General features: G+C 39.9%; 20 protein-coding genes. 11 read left to right on the forward strand and 9 right to left on the reverse strand.

The features are described 5' to 3' along the window. Genes dnaA through V5739_RS00015 form a run of 3 tightly spaced genes read left to right on the forward strand, consistent with a single transcriptional unit; the run spans position 1 to position 2,615 of the window. Positions 1–1,428: a chromosomal replication initiator protein DnaA gene (gene dnaA / locus V5739_RS00005; protein ID WP_265163680.1), complete on the forward strand. Its 1,428-nt coding sequence runs from the start codon at positions 1–3 to the stop codon at positions 1,426–1,428. Between the two features lies 1 nt (position 1,429). Then, positions 1,430–1,885, forward strand: a complete 456-nt coding sequence (locus tag V5739_RS00010) for a low molecular weight protein-tyrosine-phosphatase (protein WP_423819144.1) — start codon at positions 1,430–1,432, stop codon at positions 1,883–1,885. Positions 1,886–1,922: 37 nt separating this feature from the next. Further along, positions 1,923–2,615 carry an SAM-dependent methyltransferase gene (locus V5739_RS00015; protein WP_423819145.1) on the forward strand — a complete coding sequence of 231 codons (693 nt, stop codon included), beginning with the start codon at positions 1,923–1,925 and terminating at the stop codon, positions 2,613–2,615. Here V5739_RS00015 and V5739_RS00020 read toward each other — a convergent pair. From V5739_RS00020 to dapF, 4 genes are all read right to left on the reverse strand, one after another. Next, a complete protein-coding gene (locus tag V5739_RS00020) occupies positions 2,593–3,267 on the reverse strand; it encodes a peptidoglycan-binding protein LysM (RefSeq protein WP_423819146.1) in 675 nt (224 codons plus the stop codon). The two genes, V5739_RS00015 and V5739_RS00020, sit on opposite strands and share 23 nt — an antisense overlap. A 192-nt stretch (positions 3,268–3,459) precedes the next feature. Continuing rightward, a complete protein-coding gene (gene mltG / locus V5739_RS00025; protein ID WP_423819147.1) occupies positions 3,460–4,503 on the reverse strand; it encodes an endolytic transglycosylase MltG in 1,044 nt (347 codons plus the stop codon). Beyond that, the gene (locus tag V5739_RS00030) at positions 4,503–5,024 is read right to left on the reverse strand and encodes a GNAT family N-acetyltransferase (RefSeq protein WP_423819148.1); all 522 of its coding nucleotides are present in this window, start codon (positions 5,022–5,024) and stop codon (positions 4,503–4,505) included. Before V5739_RS00030 ends, mltG begins: the two co-directional genes overlap by 1 nt. Continuing rightward, on the reverse strand, positions 5,018–5,806 hold the full coding sequence (gene dapF, locus V5739_RS00035) for a diaminopimelate epimerase (protein WP_423819149.1): 789 nt from the start codon (positions 5,804–5,806) through the stop codon (positions 5,018–5,020). Before dapF ends, V5739_RS00030 begins: the two co-directional genes overlap by 7 nt. A gap of 128 nt (positions 5,807–5,934) precedes the next feature. Between dapF and V5739_RS00040 the strand changes: the two genes are divergently transcribed. From V5739_RS00040 to rplS, 5 genes are all read left to right on the forward strand, one after another. Continuing rightward, complete coding sequence (locus V5739_RS00040) at positions 5,935–7,299, forward strand: S1C family serine protease (protein ID WP_423819150.1); 1,365 nt, start codon at positions 5,935–5,937, stop codon at positions 7,297–7,299. 196 nt (positions 7,300–7,495) lie between these two features. Then, positions 7,496–8,944, forward strand: coding sequence for a glyceraldehyde-3-phosphate dehydrogenase (locus tag V5739_RS00045; RefSeq protein WP_423819151.1), 1,449 nt, complete (start codon positions 7,496–7,498; stop codon positions 8,942–8,944). 338 nt (positions 8,945–9,282) lie between these two features. Continuing rightward, the gene (locus V5739_RS00050) at positions 9,283–9,861 is read left to right on the forward strand and encodes a hypothetical protein (RefSeq protein ID WP_345598762.1); all 579 of its coding nucleotides are present in this window, start codon (positions 9,283–9,285) and stop codon (positions 9,859–9,861) included. A gap of 69 nt (positions 9,862–9,930) precedes the next feature. Then, the gene (gene trmD / locus V5739_RS00055) at positions 9,931–10,617 is read left to right on the forward strand and encodes a tRNA (guanosine(37)-N1)-methyltransferase TrmD (RefSeq protein WP_423819152.1); all 687 of its coding nucleotides are present in this window, start codon (positions 9,931–9,933) and stop codon (positions 10,615–10,617) included. Positions 10,618–10,731: 114 nt separating this feature from the next. Beyond that, on the forward strand, positions 10,732–11,082 hold the full coding sequence (rplS, locus tag V5739_RS00060; RefSeq protein ID WP_345598764.1) for a 50S ribosomal protein L19: 351 nt from the start codon (positions 10,732–10,734) through the stop codon (positions 11,080–11,082). Between the two features lie 498 nt (positions 11,083–11,580). Here the strand turns inward: rplS and V5739_RS00065 are convergent, their stop codons facing one another. Together V5739_RS00065 and V5739_RS00070 are read right to left on the reverse strand one after the other, a co-directional pair. After that, entirely contained in the window at positions 11,581–12,534 is a 954-nt protein-coding gene (locus tag V5739_RS00065; protein ID WP_423820429.1) for an ISAon1 family transposase, read from the reverse strand. A gap of 19 nt (positions 12,535–12,553) precedes the next feature. Further along, positions 12,554–12,910, reverse strand: coding sequence for an ISAon1 family transposase N-terminal region protein (locus tag V5739_RS00070; protein ID WP_423819153.1), 357 nt, complete (start codon positions 12,908–12,910; stop codon positions 12,554–12,556). 150 nt (positions 12,911–13,060) lie between these two features. Between V5739_RS00070 and V5739_RS00075 the strand changes: the two genes are divergently transcribed. Together V5739_RS00075 and V5739_RS00080 are read left to right on the forward strand one after the other, a co-directional pair. After that, positions 13,061–15,286, forward strand: a complete 2,226-nt coding sequence (locus tag V5739_RS00075) for an NADP-dependent isocitrate dehydrogenase (RefSeq protein ID WP_423819154.1) — start codon at positions 13,061–13,063, stop codon at positions 15,284–15,286. 458 nt (positions 15,287–15,744) lie between these two features. Next, complete coding sequence (locus V5739_RS00080) at positions 15,745–16,686, forward strand: LysR family transcriptional regulator (RefSeq protein WP_423819155.1); 942 nt, start codon at positions 15,745–15,747, stop codon at positions 16,684–16,686. A gap of 62 nt (positions 16,687–16,748) precedes the next feature. On the opposite strand, the gene V5739_RS00085 is transcribed toward V5739_RS00080, so the two are convergent. The 3 genes from V5739_RS00085 to V5739_RS00095 all read right to left on the reverse strand — a co-directional run bounded on the left by V5739_RS00085 (position 16,749) and on the right by V5739_RS00095 (position 18,567). Then, entirely contained in the window at positions 16,749–16,946 is a 198-nt protein-coding gene (locus V5739_RS00085) for a hypothetical protein (RefSeq protein ID WP_423819156.1), read from the reverse strand. A 128-nt stretch (positions 16,947–17,074) separates the two neighbouring features. Further along, positions 17,075–17,875: a TIGR00266 family protein gene (locus V5739_RS00090; protein WP_423819157.1), complete on the reverse strand. Its 801-nt coding sequence runs from the start codon at positions 17,873–17,875 to the stop codon at positions 17,075–17,077. Positions 17,876–18,114: 239 nt separating this feature from the next. Then, positions 18,115–18,567: a DUF4442 domain-containing protein gene (locus V5739_RS00095; protein WP_266068829.1), complete on the reverse strand. Its 453-nt coding sequence runs from the start codon at positions 18,565–18,567 to the stop codon at positions 18,115–18,117. Positions 18,568–18,709: 142 nt separating this feature from the next. Here V5739_RS00095 and V5739_RS00100 point away from each other — a divergent pair, with 142 nt between their 5' ends. Continuing rightward, a complete protein-coding gene (locus V5739_RS00100) occupies positions 18,710–19,225 on the forward strand; it encodes a DUF4870 domain-containing protein (protein WP_423819158.1) in 516 nt (171 codons plus the stop codon). Positions 19,226–19,264 lie beyond the last annotated feature (39 nt).

Below are 19,264 nucleotides of genomic sequence, written 5' to 3' on the forward strand. Positions count from 1 at the left end.
ATGTCAGAAACTGCGCAATCAGTTTGGAATAACTGCCTTACTTTCATTAAAGATAATATTACACCACAGGCGTATAAAACTTGGTTTGAACCTATCAAGGCAGTGAAACTTTCAGACAGCGCCTTAAGCATTCAGGTACCGTCAAAATTTTTCTACGAGTGGCTTGAGGAGCACTATGTTAAACTTCTTAAAGTTTCGTTAAACAGGGTGCTTGGGGATCAGGCAAAACTGGTGTATGTCATAAGAATGGAAAATACTTACGGAAACAAACAACCTTTTACAGAAAAGATACCAAGTACCAACCGTTCTAATGTTGCTTCGCAGGAAGTTGATGTTCCTATTAAGAACAAAAATCCTGAATTAAAAAACCCGTTCATCATTCCCGGAATTAGGAATGTAAAGATCGAGTCCCAACTGAACCCAAGTTATAACTTCGACAACTTTTTAGAAGGGGATTCGAACAGGCTGGCAAGATCTGCCGGGTTGGCTGTAGCCAATAAACCTGGGGAAACTTCTTTTAATCCTTTGCTTATTTTTGGCGGCGTTGGTTTGGGAAAGACACACCTAGCACATTCTATAGGGATTGAAATTAAAGACAAATATCCCGAGAAGACAGTACTTTATATTTCTGCGGAAAAATTTACGCAGCAGTATATAGAATCTGTAAAGAAGAATAACCGTAATGATTTTATACATTTCTATCAGATCATTGACGTATTAATAGTAGATGATATCCAGTTGCTTTCGGGGAAAGCTGGAACGCAGGATGTATTCTTCCATATTTTTAACCACCTTCATCAAAACCGAAAGCAGGTTATTCTTACCAGTGACAAGGCCCCGGTAGACATGCAGGATATTGAACAACGACTACTTTCCCGTTTTAAGTGGGGGCTTTCAGCAGAATTACAACATCCTGATACTGAAACAAGAGTACAAATCATTAAAAGCAAACTCTATCGTGACGGTGTAGAAATGCCCGAAGAGATTGTGGAATTCCTTGCCAACAATATCAAGACCAACATTCGTGAACTGGAGGGAGCAATAATCTCTTTGATAGCCCATTCCTCTTTCAATAAGAAAGATATCACGCTTGAGCTGGCAAAGAAGATCGTTGATAATTACGTTAAGAACACCAAGCGCGAAGTTTCTATAGATTATATTCAGAAGGTGGTGAGCGAATACTTCCAGATGGATGTGGAAACCCTTCAATCTAAAACGCGTAAAAGACACATTGTGCAGGCGCGCCAACTGGCGATGTTCTTTGCAAAAAAGTTCACTAAAGCTTCTTTGGCAAGTATAGGTTCTCAAATTGGAAAAAGAGATCATGCCACTGTTTTGCATGCCTGCAAAACCGTTGACAATTTAGCTTCAACCGATAAACAATTTCAGAAATTTGTTGAGGATATCAACAAAAAACTAACCCTGTAATATGAAAACCCGGATCCTGATGGTGTGCCTTGGCAACATTTGCAGGTCACCCCTGGCCGAAGGCATTCTACAATCTAAAGTTGATGCTGAAAAAGTTTTTGTCGATTCGGCAGGAACAAGCAACTATCATGTAGATGACTGCCCCGACCCAAGATCGGTAGATATTGCCAGGGAAAATAATCTCGACATTAGAGCACAACGGGGTCGGCAATTTTCACCAGAAGATTTTGATAATTTTGACAGGATCTACGTGATGGATATGTCAAATTATCACGACGTAATTTCCCTTGCCCGAAATGAACAGGATAAAGACAAGGTTTCACTCATTCTTAATGAGGTCTTTCCCGGAGAGAATGTGGAAGTTCCCGATCCTTATCACGGTGGTGCCAACGGATTCAAAATAGTTTACGATATGCTGGATGAAGCCTGCACGATCATAGCTGAAAAACACCAATAGATTGAGCTCTCCCTTCTCCTATTCCGGAAAATTATATTTGCTACCCACCACTCTGGGGGACAATGAACCTCTTGAAGTTTTACCGGCTACAGTACAACATCAGGTAGAACGTCTTGACATTTTTATTGCAGAAAATGAAAAGACCGCCCGCAGGGCAATAAAGAAATTAGTTCCCGGTAAATCTCAGCCTTCACTTCAGTTTTTCATATTAAACAAACATACCGATCCTGCGGAAGTTTCAGGATTTTTAGAAGCCTGTATAACAGGTAAAGATATAGGCTTATTGAGTGAAGCAGGTTGCCCCGGAGTTGCAGATCCCGGTGCCGAAGTGGTAAAAATTGCTCACAGGGAAGGCATACAGGTAGTCCCGATGGTGGGCCCCTCCTCTATTCTTCTGGCCATGATGGCTTCAGGAATGAATGGTCAAAACTTTGCTTTTAACGGATATCTTCCCATTGATAAGGCTGCCAGAAAGGGAGAAATTAAAAACCTGGAAAAGATCTCTCATGAGAAGAACCAGGCGCAGTCTTTTATTGAAACTCCTTACCGGAACAATAAAATGCTGGAAGATCTCACTCAGGTACTGCATCCCGGCACCCGTATTTGCATCGCCTGTGATCTTACTTTACCAACAGAATTTATAGTGACCAAAACTGCTGCCGACTGGCGTAAAACAAAAGTGGACCTTCATAAAAGGCCCACTATCTTTATATTACAGAAGGATTATTAACCTTCGCTTGCCGGTCTGGCACCACGAAAGAAGTATCAAAACCTTCAAATTTCTTAAAGTAATATTTTATAGAAGTTCCAAAACCATCGCTAAAACTGTTGGCTCCATTGCTTCTTAAAAACTTCTTAACATTACCAGGTCCCGCAAGGTGCGCTGCCGCCAGGATGCCAGATTCGGTTATCCTGATCCCGTTCACCACCTGATTCTGGAATTTTGCAATATCCTTACGTAAAATCCATTTGTTACGAGAAGAATTTGCGTAAAAAGCAGCTTCCTGAAGATCGGGAGAATTAAGGAAAAGGTTGGTGTCTTTAATTCCGATTAATTTTAGGGTACCTCTTCCAAACTGGTATTTTCCCATGTAGCCAAATTCGTTGATGACCTTGTAATCACCACCCGATTCTTTGAAGCCCATGGCTTCCTTAAAAGCTACGTAAGATTTCCCTAACTGTGGGTAAGACCTAAGCTTCGGATCGAATACTGTAACATCTGGTGTATGGGGAACGTCAAAATTCAGTTCCTCATTTACTGTCTTGAATTCTTCAAGAACAGCAGCATCGAAATCCTTGGTTTTGTTGGTGGAAAAGCTATAAAAAAATATAGATGCTCCTACAACCGGTAATACTGAAAATTTTGCAACTTTCTTCTTCATCCTTTTTGTTTTTGCTCAAGTAAATCATGAAGATTTCCTCGAAACGGCCGACAAATGTACTACATTTTTTAATAATCTAATTATCAACCTGTTAAACTTACTGAGAGTATTTTTTTCTCAGCTGACCGGTTAAAAGCATAGAACGTGCCAAAAAGGGTTTTATTGTGGGGAGATTTTCCTGAATATTGCTGCTTACCTGTTGATCTTCTGCTTATTGATCCATTGAACATAGGCTCGTTTATTGGCGTTGTGCTGCGACAGGGTCTTTGCGAACTTGTGGTAACCAAAATTTTCCACATCGGCCACGAAATAGAAGTAGCCGTGATCTTCATGGTTCAGCACCGCATCTATTGAAGAAATGTCAGGCATAGTTATAGGCCCGGGAGGCAGTTCTTTATATTTATAGGTATTATAAGGAGAGTCAAGAGTAAGATCGGCATAAAGGACCCTTTTTATAATGGTATCGAAATTCTGCAGCCTGACTTTTAAGGCGTAGATCACAGTTGGGTCGGCTTCAAGTTTCCAGCCTTTCTCAATTCGGTTCATGTAGACCCCGGCAACCTTTGGCCGTTCGTCTACTTTGGCTGTCTCTTTTTGCACGATAGAAGCAACCACCATCACCTGGTGCGGAGTGAGCCCAATCTCTTTGGCCCTTGCCAGTCTTTTTTCTGTCCAGAAGCGGTCGTACTCTTCTTTCATCCGCTCCCTAAATTCGACAGCCGAAGTATTCCAGAAGAACTGATACTTATTCGGAATGTACATGGCAATCGCGTTTCTTCCTTCAAAACCAGAATGTGTCAAAAATGCCGAATCCCTCATACTTTCCAGAAGCTGTGTACTATCGGCTTCTATTTGGGCTGCGACCCTTCCGGCAAGATTTTCAAGTCGTTCCTGGTTATTGAAGGTTACCCACACCGGCTCGTTTGTACTGCGAAGGGTATTTACAATCTCATTGTTGTTCATGCCTTTCTTCAGAATAAATCTTCCGGCCTTTACATTATTGATATAACCTTTTTTCTGTGAAACCAGGTCAAATTCTTCGGTGTCTTCAAGATAAGGCTTCAGCAGCTCTCTTACTTCAGCATAAGCTGCGCCTGTAGGCACGTATACCTGGGCTGTTTCTTCAGAAAAAGCAGTGTTAGGAGAAAAGATAACATCATAGACGTACCAGGAGAATGCTGCCAGACCCAGGATGCCAAAAAGGGCAATTATTAATAAGATTTTTTTGATATACATTAGTTGATCAATTGATAGGTAATTTCATCTTTATATTCTCCCTCTACCAAATTCCAGTCCTTTTTTCTGGCAGTGAGTAAAAATCCGGCTTTTTCAAAGAGCAGCCTACTCGAAGCATTATCGCAACCTACGTTAACATAGACCTGGTGCAGGCCAAGGTGTGTAAAGCAATACTTACAAACCAGTTCTAAAGCCTGGGTGCCATATCCTTTTTTTCGGTTTTTCCTGTTAATAATAAGGATACCAAGGGCAGCACGCCGGTTCCTGGGGTCAAAGTCAAAAATATCTATAAGCCCCACAGCTTCCGAAGCGTTATCACAAATGACCAGCCTCAACTGTTTAACATCGTAAATATCGCGATGAGAATTCTCGAGATATTGTTTAAGCACATAGCGGGAAAAAGGAACGCTGGTGGCGCTCACCTCCCAGAATTCTTCATTGTTCTCTACTTCAAAGAGCAAATCGAGATCTTCGGGCTCTAATGCTCTCAAAAAAACCAGTTCCCCCTGAAGAGTTAGCATGTTATTTCTCCTTTAAAGACCTGTTGTGCAGGCCCGGTTAGCCAAACATCACTGTAACTGCCACCCCTAGGCGTAAAACGAACGCTAAGTCCACCCCCCGGCGTTTTTAATTCTATTTTATTTGAAGATGTTCTTCCGGAGTGATAGGCGGCGATAGCGACAGCTGTAACCCCCGTACCGCAGGAAAGAGTTTCATCTTCCACTCCCCTCTCATACGTCCGCACTTTTAAAGTTGACTCATCCAGAGATGAAGAGAAATTTACATTGGTGCCTCCCTTAGCCTCATATTCTGGTGAATACCTTACGGCAGCTCCTTCTTGTTTGACATTAATCTGGTCTACTTCTTCTGAAAAAATGACATGATGCGGGGAGCCTGTATTAAGGAAAAGAGCATTTCCAATTTCAGAAACCCCTTCAACATCCATCATTTTAAGCCCTACCTTTTCATCTTCTATTACAGCTTCATGAAATCCATCTATTGCAGTAAATGCCGCCCTGTCTGAAACAATCCCTAAATATTTCGCAAACGCTACAAGACACCTGCCGCCGTTACCACACATACTACTTTCGTTGCCATCGGCGTTGAAATACACCATCTTAAAATCATCCTGCGAATTTTCTGAATTTTCAAGGAGAATGAGACCGTCTGCACCAATGCCAAATTTGCGATCACAAAGCCGTCTTATCAATTTGGTATCATTTTTGGATAAAACCGATGTACGGTTATCTACCATAATAAAATCGTTTCCCGTACCCTGGTATTTATAAAAATTCAGCTTCATCTGGATTATTTTTCAGGGGTCAAAGATACAATAATAGAAAAAACGGGCATGATTAACACACGGGCTTATTACGGAAAGATACCTGCTAAAACTGAATTTTTCTACAAATACTAAAACACATATTAAATATGAAAAGATTTGCCAGTTTTCTCATGATCTCTGTTTTAAGCGGCGTTCTAACTCTTGCCGGATACTTGCTTTTCATTGACAAAGACAACGTCTTAGTCGAAGCAAATACGGGCATCCCTGCCTATACCCCGGTAAAAATGAATTCACTTCCTACAGGTACTAATGCAGATTTTACTGAAGCAGCCAATGAATCGGTGAATGCTGTAGTTCACGTAAAAAACGTGGCAACAGTAAGAAGGTCACCCTTCTCTTCGAGCACTACACAAGCCTTACAGGGCACAGGAAGTGGGGTTATCATTTCTCCCGATGGTTATATTGTAACCAACAACCACGTGATACAGAATGCCACCCAGCTTCAGGTTACCCTTAACAATAACCAGAATTATATGGCCGAAGTGATAGGAACCGATCCAAAATCGGATATCGCTTTACTGAAGATAGATGCAGAAGACCTTCATTACCTTCCCTTCGGAAATTCTGACAATGCACAGATTGGAGAATGGGTGTTGGCAGTAGGAAACCCCTTTAACCTTACCTCTACCGTTACTGCAGGAATAATTTCAGCAAAATCAAGAGACCTGGGAATGGATTCTAACATTTCTTCTTTTATCCAGACTGATGCCGCAGTAAACCCAGGAAACAGTGGTGGTGCGCTGGTAAACATCAATGGAGAATTGATTGGTATCAATACCGCGATCACCTCTCAAACCGGGACTTATGTTGGGTATGCTTTTGCAGTACCTTCAAATAATGCCAGAAAAATAGTAGAAGACCTTATTGAATATGGGGATGTACAGCAGGGTATCTTGGGAATACGTGGCGTACAGGCTGCTAATCTTCCCGGAGAATATAATATTGAAATTTCTGAAGGAGTTTACGTAGACCAGGTGGAAGCAGGAAGCGGTGCAGCAAAAGCAGGAATTAAATCAGGTGATGTTATCACCAGGTTAGATAATGTAAAGATCAGTAAATTCTCAGATCTAATTGGTTATATAGGGGCAAAAAGGCCAGACGATGTGGTAACAGTACAGGTGATTCGCGATGGAGATCCAAAAGAATTTGATGTGACCCTTACAAAATATGAGGTTTACCAAATCAAAGCCATTGGCCTTGAAGTTACCAACGCCAGTACCGATGAACTGAAGCAGAGAAAAGTGACCAACGGGGTGAAGATCACAAGAGGACTCACTCCCCAAATGCAGAATGAACAGCTTTATGGCACAATAATTACTGCCATTGATAACATTGAAGTGCGGGATATTAAAGATGTTGAAAAGATCATGGCACAAAGATCTCCGGGGCAACCCATCTCTGTAACCTTTGTAACTCCCGATGGGGAAAAACAAAAATACGTTTGGAGATAACCTGCCAAAAATGGCAAAAATTGAATCCTTTTCGGAAATCTTTCTGAAGCTATTTCCAGATCTGGGGAGTCGATAATTAAATATATATAACAAAAATGAGGCTTATAATAGGCCTCATTTTTTTGTTCAAAACACTTTACGAAAACGTTTGAAATCTATATTTTTGCCGCAGTTTAAAAACAACACCAACAAAAAAATGAACTCTAACGAAGTTTACGAAAAAGAATTAGCCTTTCAGGCAGATCGGCGAAGGGCAGCAGTACAATTCATCAAGACAGTGAGTGATTTGTGGTATGACAAGTCTATTGAACTTGTGCTATTCAGAAATCAGTTGATAGATCGCAATGTGAGCGATATATTGGATCTTCACGAGTATGCCGGTGAATTTGTACAAAAGCCAATTTCTATTTTTGATTCGGTTGAGATCGCCGAAGTCATTCAAAGGCTAGATTTTCCACCTGCCAAGCTCGACATTGGAAAAATGACCTATGAATACCACCTGGAAGACCAGAAATATTCGAATGCTACTGCCTTTGTTTCGGCTAAACTAAAAGACGCAAAAAAGGGAGACGAACTTACTCCTAAAGATGTTGTACTTTATGGATTTGGACGTATAGGCAGGCTGGTTGCCCGGGAACTCATGACCCGCACTGGCAAGGGCAGCCAACTTAGGCTTAGAGCCATTGTCACCCGCGGAAAGATCGATGAGACGGTACTTGAAAAAAGGGCCAGTCTTCTCAAAAATGACTCAGTGCACGGAGATTTTTCCGGAACTGTATCCTACAATTCAGAAAAGAAGTGTCTCATTATTAATGGCACCACCGTACATATGATCTCGGCCAATGAACCCGAAGAGATAGACTATACTGCTTATGGCATTAAAGATGCCCTGATAATTGATAATACCGGCGCATTTAGAGACCAGGAGGCACTCAGCAGGCATCTCACTTCTAAGGGAGCTTCAAAAGTATTGCTCACAGCGCCGGGTAAAGGAATTCCTAATATAGTTCACGGCGTAAACCATAAGGAGTACAATCCCGATGAAGTTTCGATCTTCTCAGCGGCCTCCTGTACCACCAATGCCATTACACCTGTTCTTAAAGCAATTCAGGATGATTTAGGTGTTGTAAAAGGACACCTTGAAACCATACATGCATATACTAACGACCAGAACCTGGTTGACAATATGCACAGAAAGTACAGAAGAGGAAGGGCAGCTGCATTAAATATGGTGATCACTGAAACCGGTGCAGGAAAAGCCGTTTCAAAAGCCTTACCTGTATTTGAAGGTAAACTTACCTCGAACGCCATACGTGTTCCGGTTCCCAATGGATCACTCGCTATACTCAACCTGGAGGTAGAAACTGAAACTTCACCGGAAGAAGTAAATGAGATCCTAAAAAAATATGCTTTAGAAGGAGAAATGGTTGAACAGATCAAATATTCTATAGAAAATGAACTGGTTTCTACAGATATAGTGGGATCTGCCCAGCCTTCAATATACGACAGCAACGCCACCATAGTTTCGGGCGATGGTAAGAATATCATATTATACGTTTGGTACGACAACGAATACGGGTATAGCCACCAGGTAATACGCCTTGCAAAATACATTGCCAAGGTTAGAAGGTTCACCTATTATTAATAGGGGTTTAATTAGTGATGGGGACCCGTTGCCAATGGCAACGGGTTTTTTACTGCCTTTTATTTCTGAAAAATTCCAAAATTTACCCTTTTTGAGAAGAATGAATTTAATAGAATTCTTCTGAAGTTGCCATTAGAAGCCTGAATAAGAACTGAAGAAAATTAACTAAAAATTTGTGGAAGGACAGCAGAGCCAGGCAGTTATTATTCTTTAATTTTGCCACTGCTTTTTTTTCGGCCTGCTTATATACAGAAAGTTAATGAAAAAAAATTAAACAATCATCAACAATATCATTTTTAGGTGTTCGTTGTGATAATGACCAAGAAATAATACCTGCTATGAAAAAAATTTTATTCACTTTTATTCTATTAACTGCTACAGTCGCAGTAGCCCAGACACCCGGCGAAGCCACTATTGCTGAAAAATTTCAGGAATTGATTACCAGTTCCAACAACTTTAAAGGTTATAAGGTTGTGGATACAGACCAGCTTACAACGCTACAGGAGCTAACTTCAAACAGAATTATTGAACTTAAGGAAGAAATAGCTTCTTCAAAAGAAGCTTTGAAATCCCGGGATGCTAAAATTGCCACTCTCGAGGCTGAACTGGAAAACCTCAAAGAGCAGCTTGCCACTTTAAGCGCTGAAAAAGATGAAATAGCCGTGCTGGGAATGTCCCTTAGTAAAGCTACCTATAATACTTTGATGTGGAGCATTGTTGGTGTGCTGGTACTAGCACTGGCTTTATTTGTAGTGAGATTCAAAAAGAGTCACATTCACACAGCCGAAGCCCGGAAAAATTTAGCCGAAGTAGAAAAAGAGTTCGATGCCTACCGTGCAAAATCTCTCGAAAAAGAGCAAAGACTGGGAAGACTGCTACAAGATGAAAAGAACAAACAGCTTAAAGTCGCAAAGTAGAAACAAATATTCTTGAGGTTTAACTAAATTTGCGGGCTGTGAATTCCTTTCAGCCCAAATTCCCATTCCATGCGATTTGATATTATTACCGTAGTTCCCGAAATTCTTACCAGCCCTTTTGAAGCTTCTATATTAAAAAGAGCAATTGAAAAAGGCCATGTAGAAATTCACCTGCACAACTTACGTGATTACGTAACCGATAATTACAAACAAATAGATGATTATCAATTTGGGGGGGGCGCCGGGATGGTGATGATGATAGAACCCATAGATAAGTGCATAACAGCTTTGAAAGCAGAAAGAGATTATGACGAAGTCATTTATATGACGCCCGATGGAGAAACGCTGAAGCAAGGTATAGCCAATGAACTCTCCCTAAAGGAAAATGTCATTATTCTTTGCGGTCACTATAAAGGAGTAGATCAACGCGTGCGGGAGCATTTTGTTACCCGGGAGATCTCTATTGGTGACTACGTACTTTCGGGCGGAGAATTAGGGGCCGCTGTGCTGTGCGATTCCATTATTCGCCTGCTACCGGGAGTTCTGGGCAATGAAACCTCTGCACTTACCGATTCCTTTCAGGACAATTTACTGGCGCCGCCAATTTATACCCGGCCAGCAGATTATAATGGCTGGAAAGTACCAGAAATTCTTACTTCAGGCAATACGCCAAAGATTGAAGAATGGCGCGAAGAACAGGCCTACGCCCGCACCTTGGCCCTGAGACCTGACTTATTGAATGACGACGAAAAATAAATGAGCCTTTAGTTTTTAGAATCACAAAATTTATTACTTTTGCACACGTTCTGAACCAACCTCTGGCGATACCCGTGAATGTTGCTTTAGACTTTATTTTTAAACCATTAGAATATGGAATCCTTAATTAAATTTGTACAAGACGAATTTGTAACAAAAAAAGATTTCCCTGATTTTTCAGCCGGAGATACCATTACTGTTTATTACGAAATTACTGAAGGTCAAAAAACCAGAACTCAGTTCTTCCGTGGAGTTGTGATCCAAAAGAGAGGATCTGGAGCTTCTCAAACTTTTACTATTCGTAAAATGAGTGGTACTGTTGGTGTTGAACGTATTTTCCCGCTCAACCTGCCTGCTCTTCAGAAAATCGAGATCAACAAGCGTGGTAAAGTTCGTAGAGCAAGAATCTACTACTTTAGAGAACTTACTGGTAAAAAAGCTCGAATTAAAGAAAGAAGAAGATAATCTTTCAATATATTACTTGAAAAAGCCTCATTTATTGAGGCTTTTTTGTTAAATAAATATTTCACTTATTTTTATAAGCAATTAAGGCTTAGATATTTGCAAATAAATATTTTCTTTCGTAAATTTAATACAGAGATTGAAGTCAAAGAATGTCGCCAGGAATTCTTCTTAAACTCATGTAGAGTAAAATCTTTACATAAGTTTTTGCCATTTTGAATAACAATATGCCAGACATAGTTGGTTTAATTTGGTAAAAACGTTTTGGATGATTTACACACACTCTTTTGGGAAATGTAAGTCATCTTGATGAAATAACAACTTGCTTGTGAAATATAGATTTCACTTGAGAAGGTAAAAGTTCAGCAAAGAATTGTTATTTCATTAGAGCCATTTCATTATGAAAATAGTGAAATGGCTTTTTTTTTGCACTTTTTATGCCTTTCCTCCATACTATCGGATCAAGAACAATAGTTGTGGATCAAGAACAATAGTTGTGGACTAGCTAAATAATGTAGTTAATCTGTACAGGAAAAATTCTACATTTTTCACTCCTCTAAATTGACTTCTAAAAGCTTTAATTTTTGCATTGAATGATTCTGCTGAAGCATTTGTGCTTCTATTTTTAAAGTAGTTTAAGATCGATCTGTAGTTGAGCCTTATTGTTGTTGCAACGGTGTTAAATGATTTAAATCCAGATTCTTCTACTTCTTTGTACCAATGGGCTAATCTTGTATATCCTGCTTCAATAGATTTTGTCTGGTTAAATACATTTCTAAGGCTATTGACAAGTGCATAGGCTTTATCAATGTCTGTATATTCATGGAACAAGATTTTAGCTCTTTTAGATTGACTTTCTGTCCATTTCGATGGAGCTTTGTATAGCAAATATCTACTCCTGGCCAATAACTGTTTCCTGGTATCTCCATTGGTAAAGGTCTCTGGAGTATAACTTTGGCCTTTTAATTTTTTCTTCTGTATCTGCTCGTTTTCATAATCAATTGCTTCCCATCGATGCTTGATCCGGAGGTTCTGAAGGGCTTCAATAGCCAGCTTCTGGACGTGGAATCGATCTGTGACTTGTATTGCTTTTGGAAAACATTTCTGCACGATAAGCTTCATGGAATGAGCCATATCTAAGCTTATCTCCTTCACTTTATTGCGTTGAGAAGAAGGGATCTTTAGTAATTGCTCAATGATAGCTTCAGCTTTAGTACCGGCAATAATAGCTACAAGTGCTCCTTTTTTACCTTTAGCCTTCTTATTGGTGATGATCGTGTAGAGCTCTCCTTTGGATAGAGCAGTCTCATCAATGGAGAGGTAAGGTCCCATATTCTCTGGAAAGATAAGCCACTTTCTGGCGTGCTTCTTTTGTTTCCACTGTCTGAAGTCGCTTAAATAATCCTTGTATTGCCGCTGCAATTTCTTTCCATTGACACTGTAGAAGCTACCAATAGTATGGCAGTCAGAAGCCTTAGTATCGACTAATCTCTTTTAAAAAAGCAGCGAACTCGTTGGTCATACGTGTTCCCTGTGCTACTAAGTTCCAGTCTCTTTGCACTACCTGTCCGGTATCTTTATCCAGCCATCGACGGCGTTTCAAATGAAGATAAACGGTGTTTCCCCGGAGCGGAAAGTCTTGAATAGTAATTTCTTTGTGGAAACCTTTAGATACTAAAATCTTGGAAGAATGTTCGTGAGGAGGGATATTGCGTTCTTCAAAATAAAGATGAAGTACTTCTTTTTCTTTTCTACTCTTTACTAAGTCAAAATTCTCCACCAAGAATTGTGGAAGTACAAGCTTAATCAGATCCAGGTAATTATTATCCACCTACAGTAATTTTTCTGCAAAGATCGAGATTTACTCCAATTCCTCCACAACATTTAGGAATGATCCATACTATCTTAACCTTTGCACCTGTGAAATAAGCTTGAAAAATGCTAAATTGCACACTCTTGATCTAAAATAAAATTTTCCAATATGTTAAAGACAACCAGAATTATTTATACCAAAACCGATGAGGCTCCAGCCCTCGCAACATATTCCCTACTCCCCATTGTAGAGGCCTTCACAAAACCGGCCAATGTTGAGCTCGAAACAAGAGACATCTCCCTGGCAGGAAGAATTCTTTCCCAGTTTCCTGAAAGACTCAAGGAAGACCAAAAAGTTTCTGATGATCTTGCCGAATTAGGTGAGCTTGCCAAACAACCTGAAGCTAATATCATCAAGTTACCAAACATTAGTGCTTCTATTCCGCAGTTAAAGACTGCTATAAAGGAATTACAGGAGAAAGGTTATGATCTACCTAATTATCCTGATGAACCAGCGACAGATGAGGAAAAAGAAATTCAGGCAAAATACGATAAGGTAAAAGGTAGTGCAGTTAATCCTGTGTTGCGTGAAGGAAATTCTGATCGTCGCGCCCCAAAGGCCGTGAAAAACTACGCCAAAAAGCATCCACACTCCATGGGAGATTGGGCAAAAGACTCTAAGAGCCATGTGGCTACCATGAGCAAAGATGATTTTAGACATAATGAGAAATCTGTCACTCTTGACGAAGCTACCACTGTAAATATTCAGCTTAAAACGGCATCTGGAGATACTACCATTCTCAAGAAAGACCTAAAGCTCAAAAAAGGGGAAATTATTGACGGAACTTTTATGAGCAAAAAAGCTCTTATTAAGTTCCTAGAAGAACAAGTAAAAGATGCCAAAAACAAAGGAGTATTGTTTTCATTACACATGAAGGCTACAATGATGAAGGTGTCAGACCCTATTATTTTTGGTCATGCCGTAAAGGTTTTCTTTAAAGACATTTTTGAAGAGTACGGTACTGAACTACAAGAAGCAGGAGCCGATCCTAACAGCGGTCTTGGTGATGTTTTAAGTGCCATTAATAATCTTCCTGAAGAAAAAAGGAACGAGATTAATTCTAAGATCGAGCAGGATATTTTAGATGGCCCAGACCTGGCCATGGTTAATTCCGACAAGGGAATCACTAACCTGCACGTGCCAAGTGACGTGATCATTGATGCATCTATGCCGGCAATGATAAGAACTTCAGGAAAAATGTGGAATGCCCAGGGTAATCCACAGGATACCAAAGCTGTAATCCCCGACAGTAGTTATGCAGGTCTTTACGAGACTACCATTCAGTTCTGTAAAGAACATGGAGCCTTTGACCCAACAACGATGGGAACGGTTCCAAACGTGGGGCTTATGGCTCAAAAAGCCGAAGAATACGGGTCTCACGACAAAACTTTTGAAATCAAAGAAGCCGGACAGGTACAAACTGTTACTGAAGCCGGAAAAGTTCTCATGGAACACGACGTTGAAAAAGGAGACATTTGGAGAGCCTGCCAAACTAAAGATGCACCGGTTCAGGATTGGGTAAAACTTGCAGTAAGCCGCGCCCGTGCTACCGGTTCGCCTGCAGTTTTCTGGTTGGATGAAGATCGTGCACACGACGCAGAGATCATTAAAAAAGTGGAACTCTATCTAAAAGATCAGGATACCGAAGGCCTCGAGATCAAAATAATGTCTGTTGAAGATGCTACCCGTTACACCCTTGAGCGTGTAAAGGCCGGAAAAGATACTATTTCGGTAACCGGAAATGTTCTTAGGGATTATCTAACAGATCTCTTCCCTATCCTTGAGTTGGGTACAAGTGCCAAAATGTTGTCTATCGTTCCTCTTATGAATGGCGGTGGTTTGTTTGAAACAGGCGCCGGAGGTTCAGCTCCAAAGCACGTGCAGCAATTTGTGGAAGAAGGCCACCTGCGCTGGGATTCTTTGGGAGAATTCCTTGCATTGGCAGTTTCCCTCGAGCATTTGGGTGAAAAATACAATAATAAGAGAGCTTTAGTTCTTGCCAACGCCCTTGATAAGGCTACGGAAGAATTTTTAGAAAAAGATAAATCCCCATCAAGAAAAGTCAATGAACTTGATAACAGGGGAAGCCACTTTTATTTGGCTCTCTACTGGGCCGAAGCTTTAGCTGAACAGGGCGAAGACCAGGAACTAAAAGCACATTTTAAAGAGGTGAGTACTAAGCTTCAGGAGAACGAAAAGCAAATTTTACAGGAATTGATTGATGCACAAGGCTCACCCGTAGATATTGGAGGATATTACAAACCCGAAGAAGAGAAAGTGACTTCAGTAATGCGACCAAGCAAAACCCTTAACAGAATTCTGCAGGGAGCGTAATTCTCTCATATAATTTTGAGGAGAGGCTGTCTTAAAAGCTGCTATAAATCATTCTGAATATACTTCGGAATCTATTAAATCTGAACTTCAGAAATAATAGAAACTATACGATTCCAGAGTGATAAAATTTTAGCTTTTAAGTCAGCCTCTTTTATTTTACAGAAGAAAATATTTAGATTAGGTGTCAAAAATGGCATTTTGGACACCTGATCTTATTTATTTGATATGAAGCACATCTGTCTTCTCCTGTGCTTTTCTTCGGAATTCAATTCATAACTCAATCCAAAACTGATGTTACTGTAAGTATAAACCAGGTTTCGGGAAACGAAAGGATCTAAGTACACGTTCAAATCATCAGTAAAAGCTGGAACTATTCCCCATTACTGCTGAAATGGGATTATCTTGTTATTCCTATAGAAAAAATAAATACTTTTGCAGCTACTTTAATATAAGGATCTATGACTATTACCCAGTTACATTACGTTTTAGCCGTTGCCGAGCATCAAAACTTCACGAAAGCTGCACAAAAAGTATTTGTAACCCAACCCACCCTCAGTATGCAGATTCAAAAGCTGGAGGATGAACTGGACGTGCTCATTTTTGACCGCAGTAAAAAACCAATTGAGCTTACTGCTACCGGGAGAAAAATTGTTCAGCAGGCGCGAAATATCGTCAATGAGAGTGATAGAATTAAAGATATTGTAGATCAGCAAAAAGGTTTTGTAGGCGGACTTTTCAGGTTGGGAGTGATTCCAACGGTTATGCCTACGCTCCTGCCCATGTTCCTAAATAATTTTATCAAGAAATACCCAAAGGTAAAGCTGAAGATCGAAGAGCTGCATACCGAAGCCATGATTGAAAAACTGGCAGATGGGCATCTTGATGCAGCCATTGCAGCGACCCCGCTGGGACTACCAAATATTAAAGAACAGGTACTTTTTTATGAACCTTTTGTAGGATATATACCTCCCGGCCACAGGCTCAACACTAAAGATAAACTTAAGGTTGAAGATCTTGACCTCGATGACATTTTATTACTTGAAGACGGCCATTGTTTTAAGGATGGGATCCTCAATCTATGCAAAGCGACACGGCATTCAAATGACGATCATTTTCAGCTGGAGAGTGGCAGCTTTGAAACCATGATCAAACTTGCAAATGAAGGCCTGGGAATGACGCTTCTGCCCTACCTTCATACCTTAGACTTAAAGGGTGAAGACCAAAAGAATATCAAAATGTTTGTTGAACCAACTCCCGCGAGAGAAGTTAGCCTTATATACAATAAGAGCGAATTGAAAATGCAGATTATAGAGGCACTTCGCAGTACAATAGCCGGCGTGGTAAAAGGGGCAATAACCTTTCAAAATGTGCAGATTATTAGCCCTGTGCACAAGAAGTAAACACTGATGGTGTACAAAAAGGAGGCAGCCTGAAAAAATAATTTCAGGCTGCCTCTTTTATTTTAAAGGTTTAAGTAAATAAGACATTGGTTTAATTCGGGATTTTGCCGAATAAGTGAAAAAATATAAAGCTTCAACTCTTCAATCTCATAAGGTAATAATCGTTGAAGTGCCTTTTTCACCTCTTTGCAGAACAGAGTTACATCAAAACTTACTTTGCTTAGTACCGTCTTGGTGTACTCAAACATCGCTCTTGCCATAATGATAAAATTAGTTAACCTTGGTTAGAATAAGTAATGGTTATCTATAAGCGAAATCGTTTTCGTTAATGGTATAAAAATACATCTTTTTTTAAAAACCGGAACAAGATGAAGCTAATTTAACACTCTTAAAAACGATTATCGCCACTTACCATATTTCCAAGGCCTCCAAGGATACTTCCCTCTCCTTTATCTTTACCTCCACCCTGTGGTGCCGCAGCTAAAATGCGTCCCGCAAGCCGGCTAAAAGGTAATGACTGCACAAAAACAGTTCCCGGTCCTGTAAGCGTAGCATAAAATAATCCTTCCCCTCCAAAAAGGCTATTTTTAATACCTCCTATAAATTCGATGTCATAATTCACATCTTTCGTAAAACCAATAATGCAACCGGTATCTACCTTTAGTTTTTCTCCCGGCTGCAGTACTTTTTTTGCTGTTGTACCACCAGAATGTACAAAGGCCATACCATCACCTTCAAGCTTCTGCATTATAAAACCTTCTCCCCCAAAGAATCCCCTGCCAAGTCTGCGACTAAATTCCACACCTATAGCCACGCCTTTGGCAGCACATAAAAATGCATCTTTCTGGCAAATGAACTTACCTCCAAATTCCGTCAGATCTAAAGGGATCACTTTCCCCGGATAGGGAGAAGCAAAACTGATCTTTTTCTTACCTGAAATCTCATTTGTAAATACAGTCATAAAGAGGCTCTCCCCGGTAAGCAATCTTTTTCCGGCTCCCAGGACTTTCCCTAAAAATCCTTCATTTTGTTTTGAACCGTCCCCAAAGATGGTGTCCATTTTGATGCCGTTATCCATCATCATAAAATTTCCTGCTTCGGCGATTACCGCTTCCTGCGGATCAAGTTCCAGCTCTACATACTGCATCTCCTCTCCAAATATCTCGTAATCTATTTCATGTGCATTCATCTTATAAAGGTTTAAGGTTTAAGGTTTAAGGTTTAAGGTTTAAGGTTTAAGGTTTAAGGTTTAAGGTTTAAGGTTTAAGGTTTAAGGTTTAAGGTTTAAGGTTTAAGGTTTAAGGTTTAAAAATTTATTCAAAAATTTTGATCGCACAACCCTGAGCACATAAAAATTTCATGAAATGCCCGGCATGAATTAAAATCTGTGCCATCTTAGCTACTGCCTACTATTCTACTGTACACTGCTTACTTTAATTTAATCGTCCATTCAAATTCAAAAACAGAAACCTCCTGCCCATCTTCATTTACCCCATGAGAACGCATCCAAAAGGTCTGCCCCTCCCCTGTCTTAATAGTTTCTTCAATAGCAGCCGATATAAGATGAGCGTCATTACAGATAAAACTAATTTTGCCGGTTGCTTTTTTGGTAAACCTGGATTTATTCTGTGCAACAAGCATTGAAATTGGCTTTTTTGATGCCTTAATTGAAGACATTACCAGCGCACCTGTACTTAATTCGGCAGCCATAGCCTGTACTGCAAAATATAAAGAGTTAAAAGGATTTTGATTGATCCAGCTGTGTTTTACAGTTGTAAGGCAGTGGTTTTCATCAATCTCCTTAACCCTTACGCCAGTTAGCCATGCGCTGGGCAGCTTAAACATTAAGAAGGTATTTAATTTTTGGGAGGAAACTTCCATACTTAGTAAGAGTTTTTCTAAAAGTATTCAATTTTAATAACATCCTCAAATGTTAAATTCTCAAGCCAAAATAAAAAATATAGTACTTTGTTTTGCATAATACCATCTTTAAGATATATATTTGTATTAGAAAATCAATCAAATGAACAATCAATCAACAAATCCCGACAAAACAGTGGCAGCTTTAATCCACTTATCCACCTTTAGTCAATTCTTCTTTCCGTTTGGAAATTTTATTTTTCCTTTGATCTTTTGGACGGCAAAAAAGAACGACCCGTTTGTAAATGAACATGGCAAACAAGCTCTAAATTTTCAGATAAGCCTGTTCCTGTATGCTTTTTTCCTGGTAATGGTAGGAGTAGCTGGTGCCATACTTATAGGGCTCAACATTAACTTCGAGGATTCATTTTATATAAATGATCATCATCAATGGATAGGAAATCCTCTTGAGGCAGGTCCTGTTACCATTTATATCATGACAATGGCCCTCCTGGTTCTTGCGCTCTTTGTACTGAATGTCTACGGAGTAGTTTCAGCTACCATTAAGGCTGGTGAAGGAAAATTTTACAAATACCCACTGGCCATTAATTTTTTAAATGCCGGTAAGCCTCAAGATCTATTTACAGCTTCAGGTAATTCTGAAGATCAAACCGCTTAAAAATATCCTCATCAAATATTTTCTAATTATCAATCAATC

The organism is Salinimicrobium sp. TIG7-5_MAKvit (assembly GCF_049569215.1).
In the GTDB taxonomy this organism is placed as follows: domain Bacteria; phylum Bacteroidota; class Bacteroidia; order Flavobacteriales; family Flavobacteriaceae; genus Salinimicrobium; species Salinimicrobium profundisediminis.

What these genes read in the sequence shown, in the direction of transcription:
- dnaA (WP_265163680.1), top strand. Translation starts at nt 1, where the DNA reads ATGTCAGAAACTGCGCAATCAGTTTGGAATAACTGCCTTACTTTCATT.
- V5739_RS00010 (WP_423819144.1), top strand. Translation starts at nt 1,430, where the DNA reads ATGAAAACCCGGATCCTGATGGTGTGCCTTGGCAACATTTGCAGGTCA.
- V5739_RS00020 (WP_423819146.1), bottom strand. Translation starts at nt 3,267, where the DNA reads ATGAAGAAGAAAGTTGCAAAATTTTCAGTATTACCGGTTGTAGGAGCA.
- mltG (WP_423819147.1), bottom strand. Translation starts at nt 4,503, where the DNA reads ATGTATATCAAAAAAATCTTATTAATAATTGCCCTTTTTGGCATCCTG.
- V5739_RS00030 (WP_423819148.1), bottom strand. Translation starts at nt 5,024, where the DNA reads ATGCTAACTCTTCAGGGGGAACTGGTTTTTTTGAGAGCATTAGAGCCC.
- dapF (WP_423819149.1), bottom strand. Translation starts at nt 5,806, where the DNA reads ATGAAGCTGAATTTTTATAAATACCAGGGTACGGGAAACGATTTTATT.
- V5739_RS00040 (WP_423819150.1), top strand. Translation starts at nt 5,935, where the DNA reads ATGAAAAGATTTGCCAGTTTTCTCATGATCTCTGTTTTAAGCGGCGTT.
- V5739_RS00045 (WP_423819151.1), top strand. Translation starts at nt 7,496, where the DNA reads ATGAACTCTAACGAAGTTTACGAAAAAGAATTAGCCTTTCAGGCAGAT.
- V5739_RS00050 (WP_345598762.1), top strand. Translation starts at nt 9,283, where the DNA reads ATGAAAAAAATTTTATTCACTTTTATTCTATTAACTGCTACAGTCGCA.
- trmD (WP_423819152.1), top strand. Translation starts at nt 9,931, where the DNA reads ATGCGATTTGATATTATTACCGTAGTTCCCGAAATTCTTACCAGCCCT.
- rplS (WP_345598764.1), top strand. Translation starts at nt 10,732, where the DNA reads ATGGAATCCTTAATTAAATTTGTACAAGACGAATTTGTAACAAAAAAA.
- V5739_RS00075 (WP_423819154.1), top strand. Translation starts at nt 13,061, where the DNA reads ATGTTAAAGACAACCAGAATTATTTATACCAAAACCGATGAGGCTCCA.
- V5739_RS00080 (WP_423819155.1), top strand. Translation starts at nt 15,745, where the DNA reads ATGACTATTACCCAGTTACATTACGTTTTAGCCGTTGCCGAGCATCAA.
- V5739_RS00085 (WP_423819156.1), bottom strand. Translation starts at nt 16,946, where the DNA reads ATGGCAAGAGCGATGTTTGAGTACACCAAGACGGTACTAAGCAAAGTA.
- V5739_RS00090 (WP_423819157.1), bottom strand. Translation starts at nt 17,875, where the DNA reads ATGAATGCACATGAAATAGATTACGAGATATTTGGAGAGGAGATGCAG.
- V5739_RS00095 (WP_266068829.1), bottom strand. Translation starts at nt 18,567, where the DNA reads ATGGAAGTTTCCTCCCAAAAATTAAATACCTTCTTAATGTTTAAGCTG.
- V5739_RS00100 (WP_423819158.1), top strand. Translation starts at nt 18,710, where the DNA reads ATGAACAATCAATCAACAAATCCCGACAAAACAGTGGCAGCTTTAATC.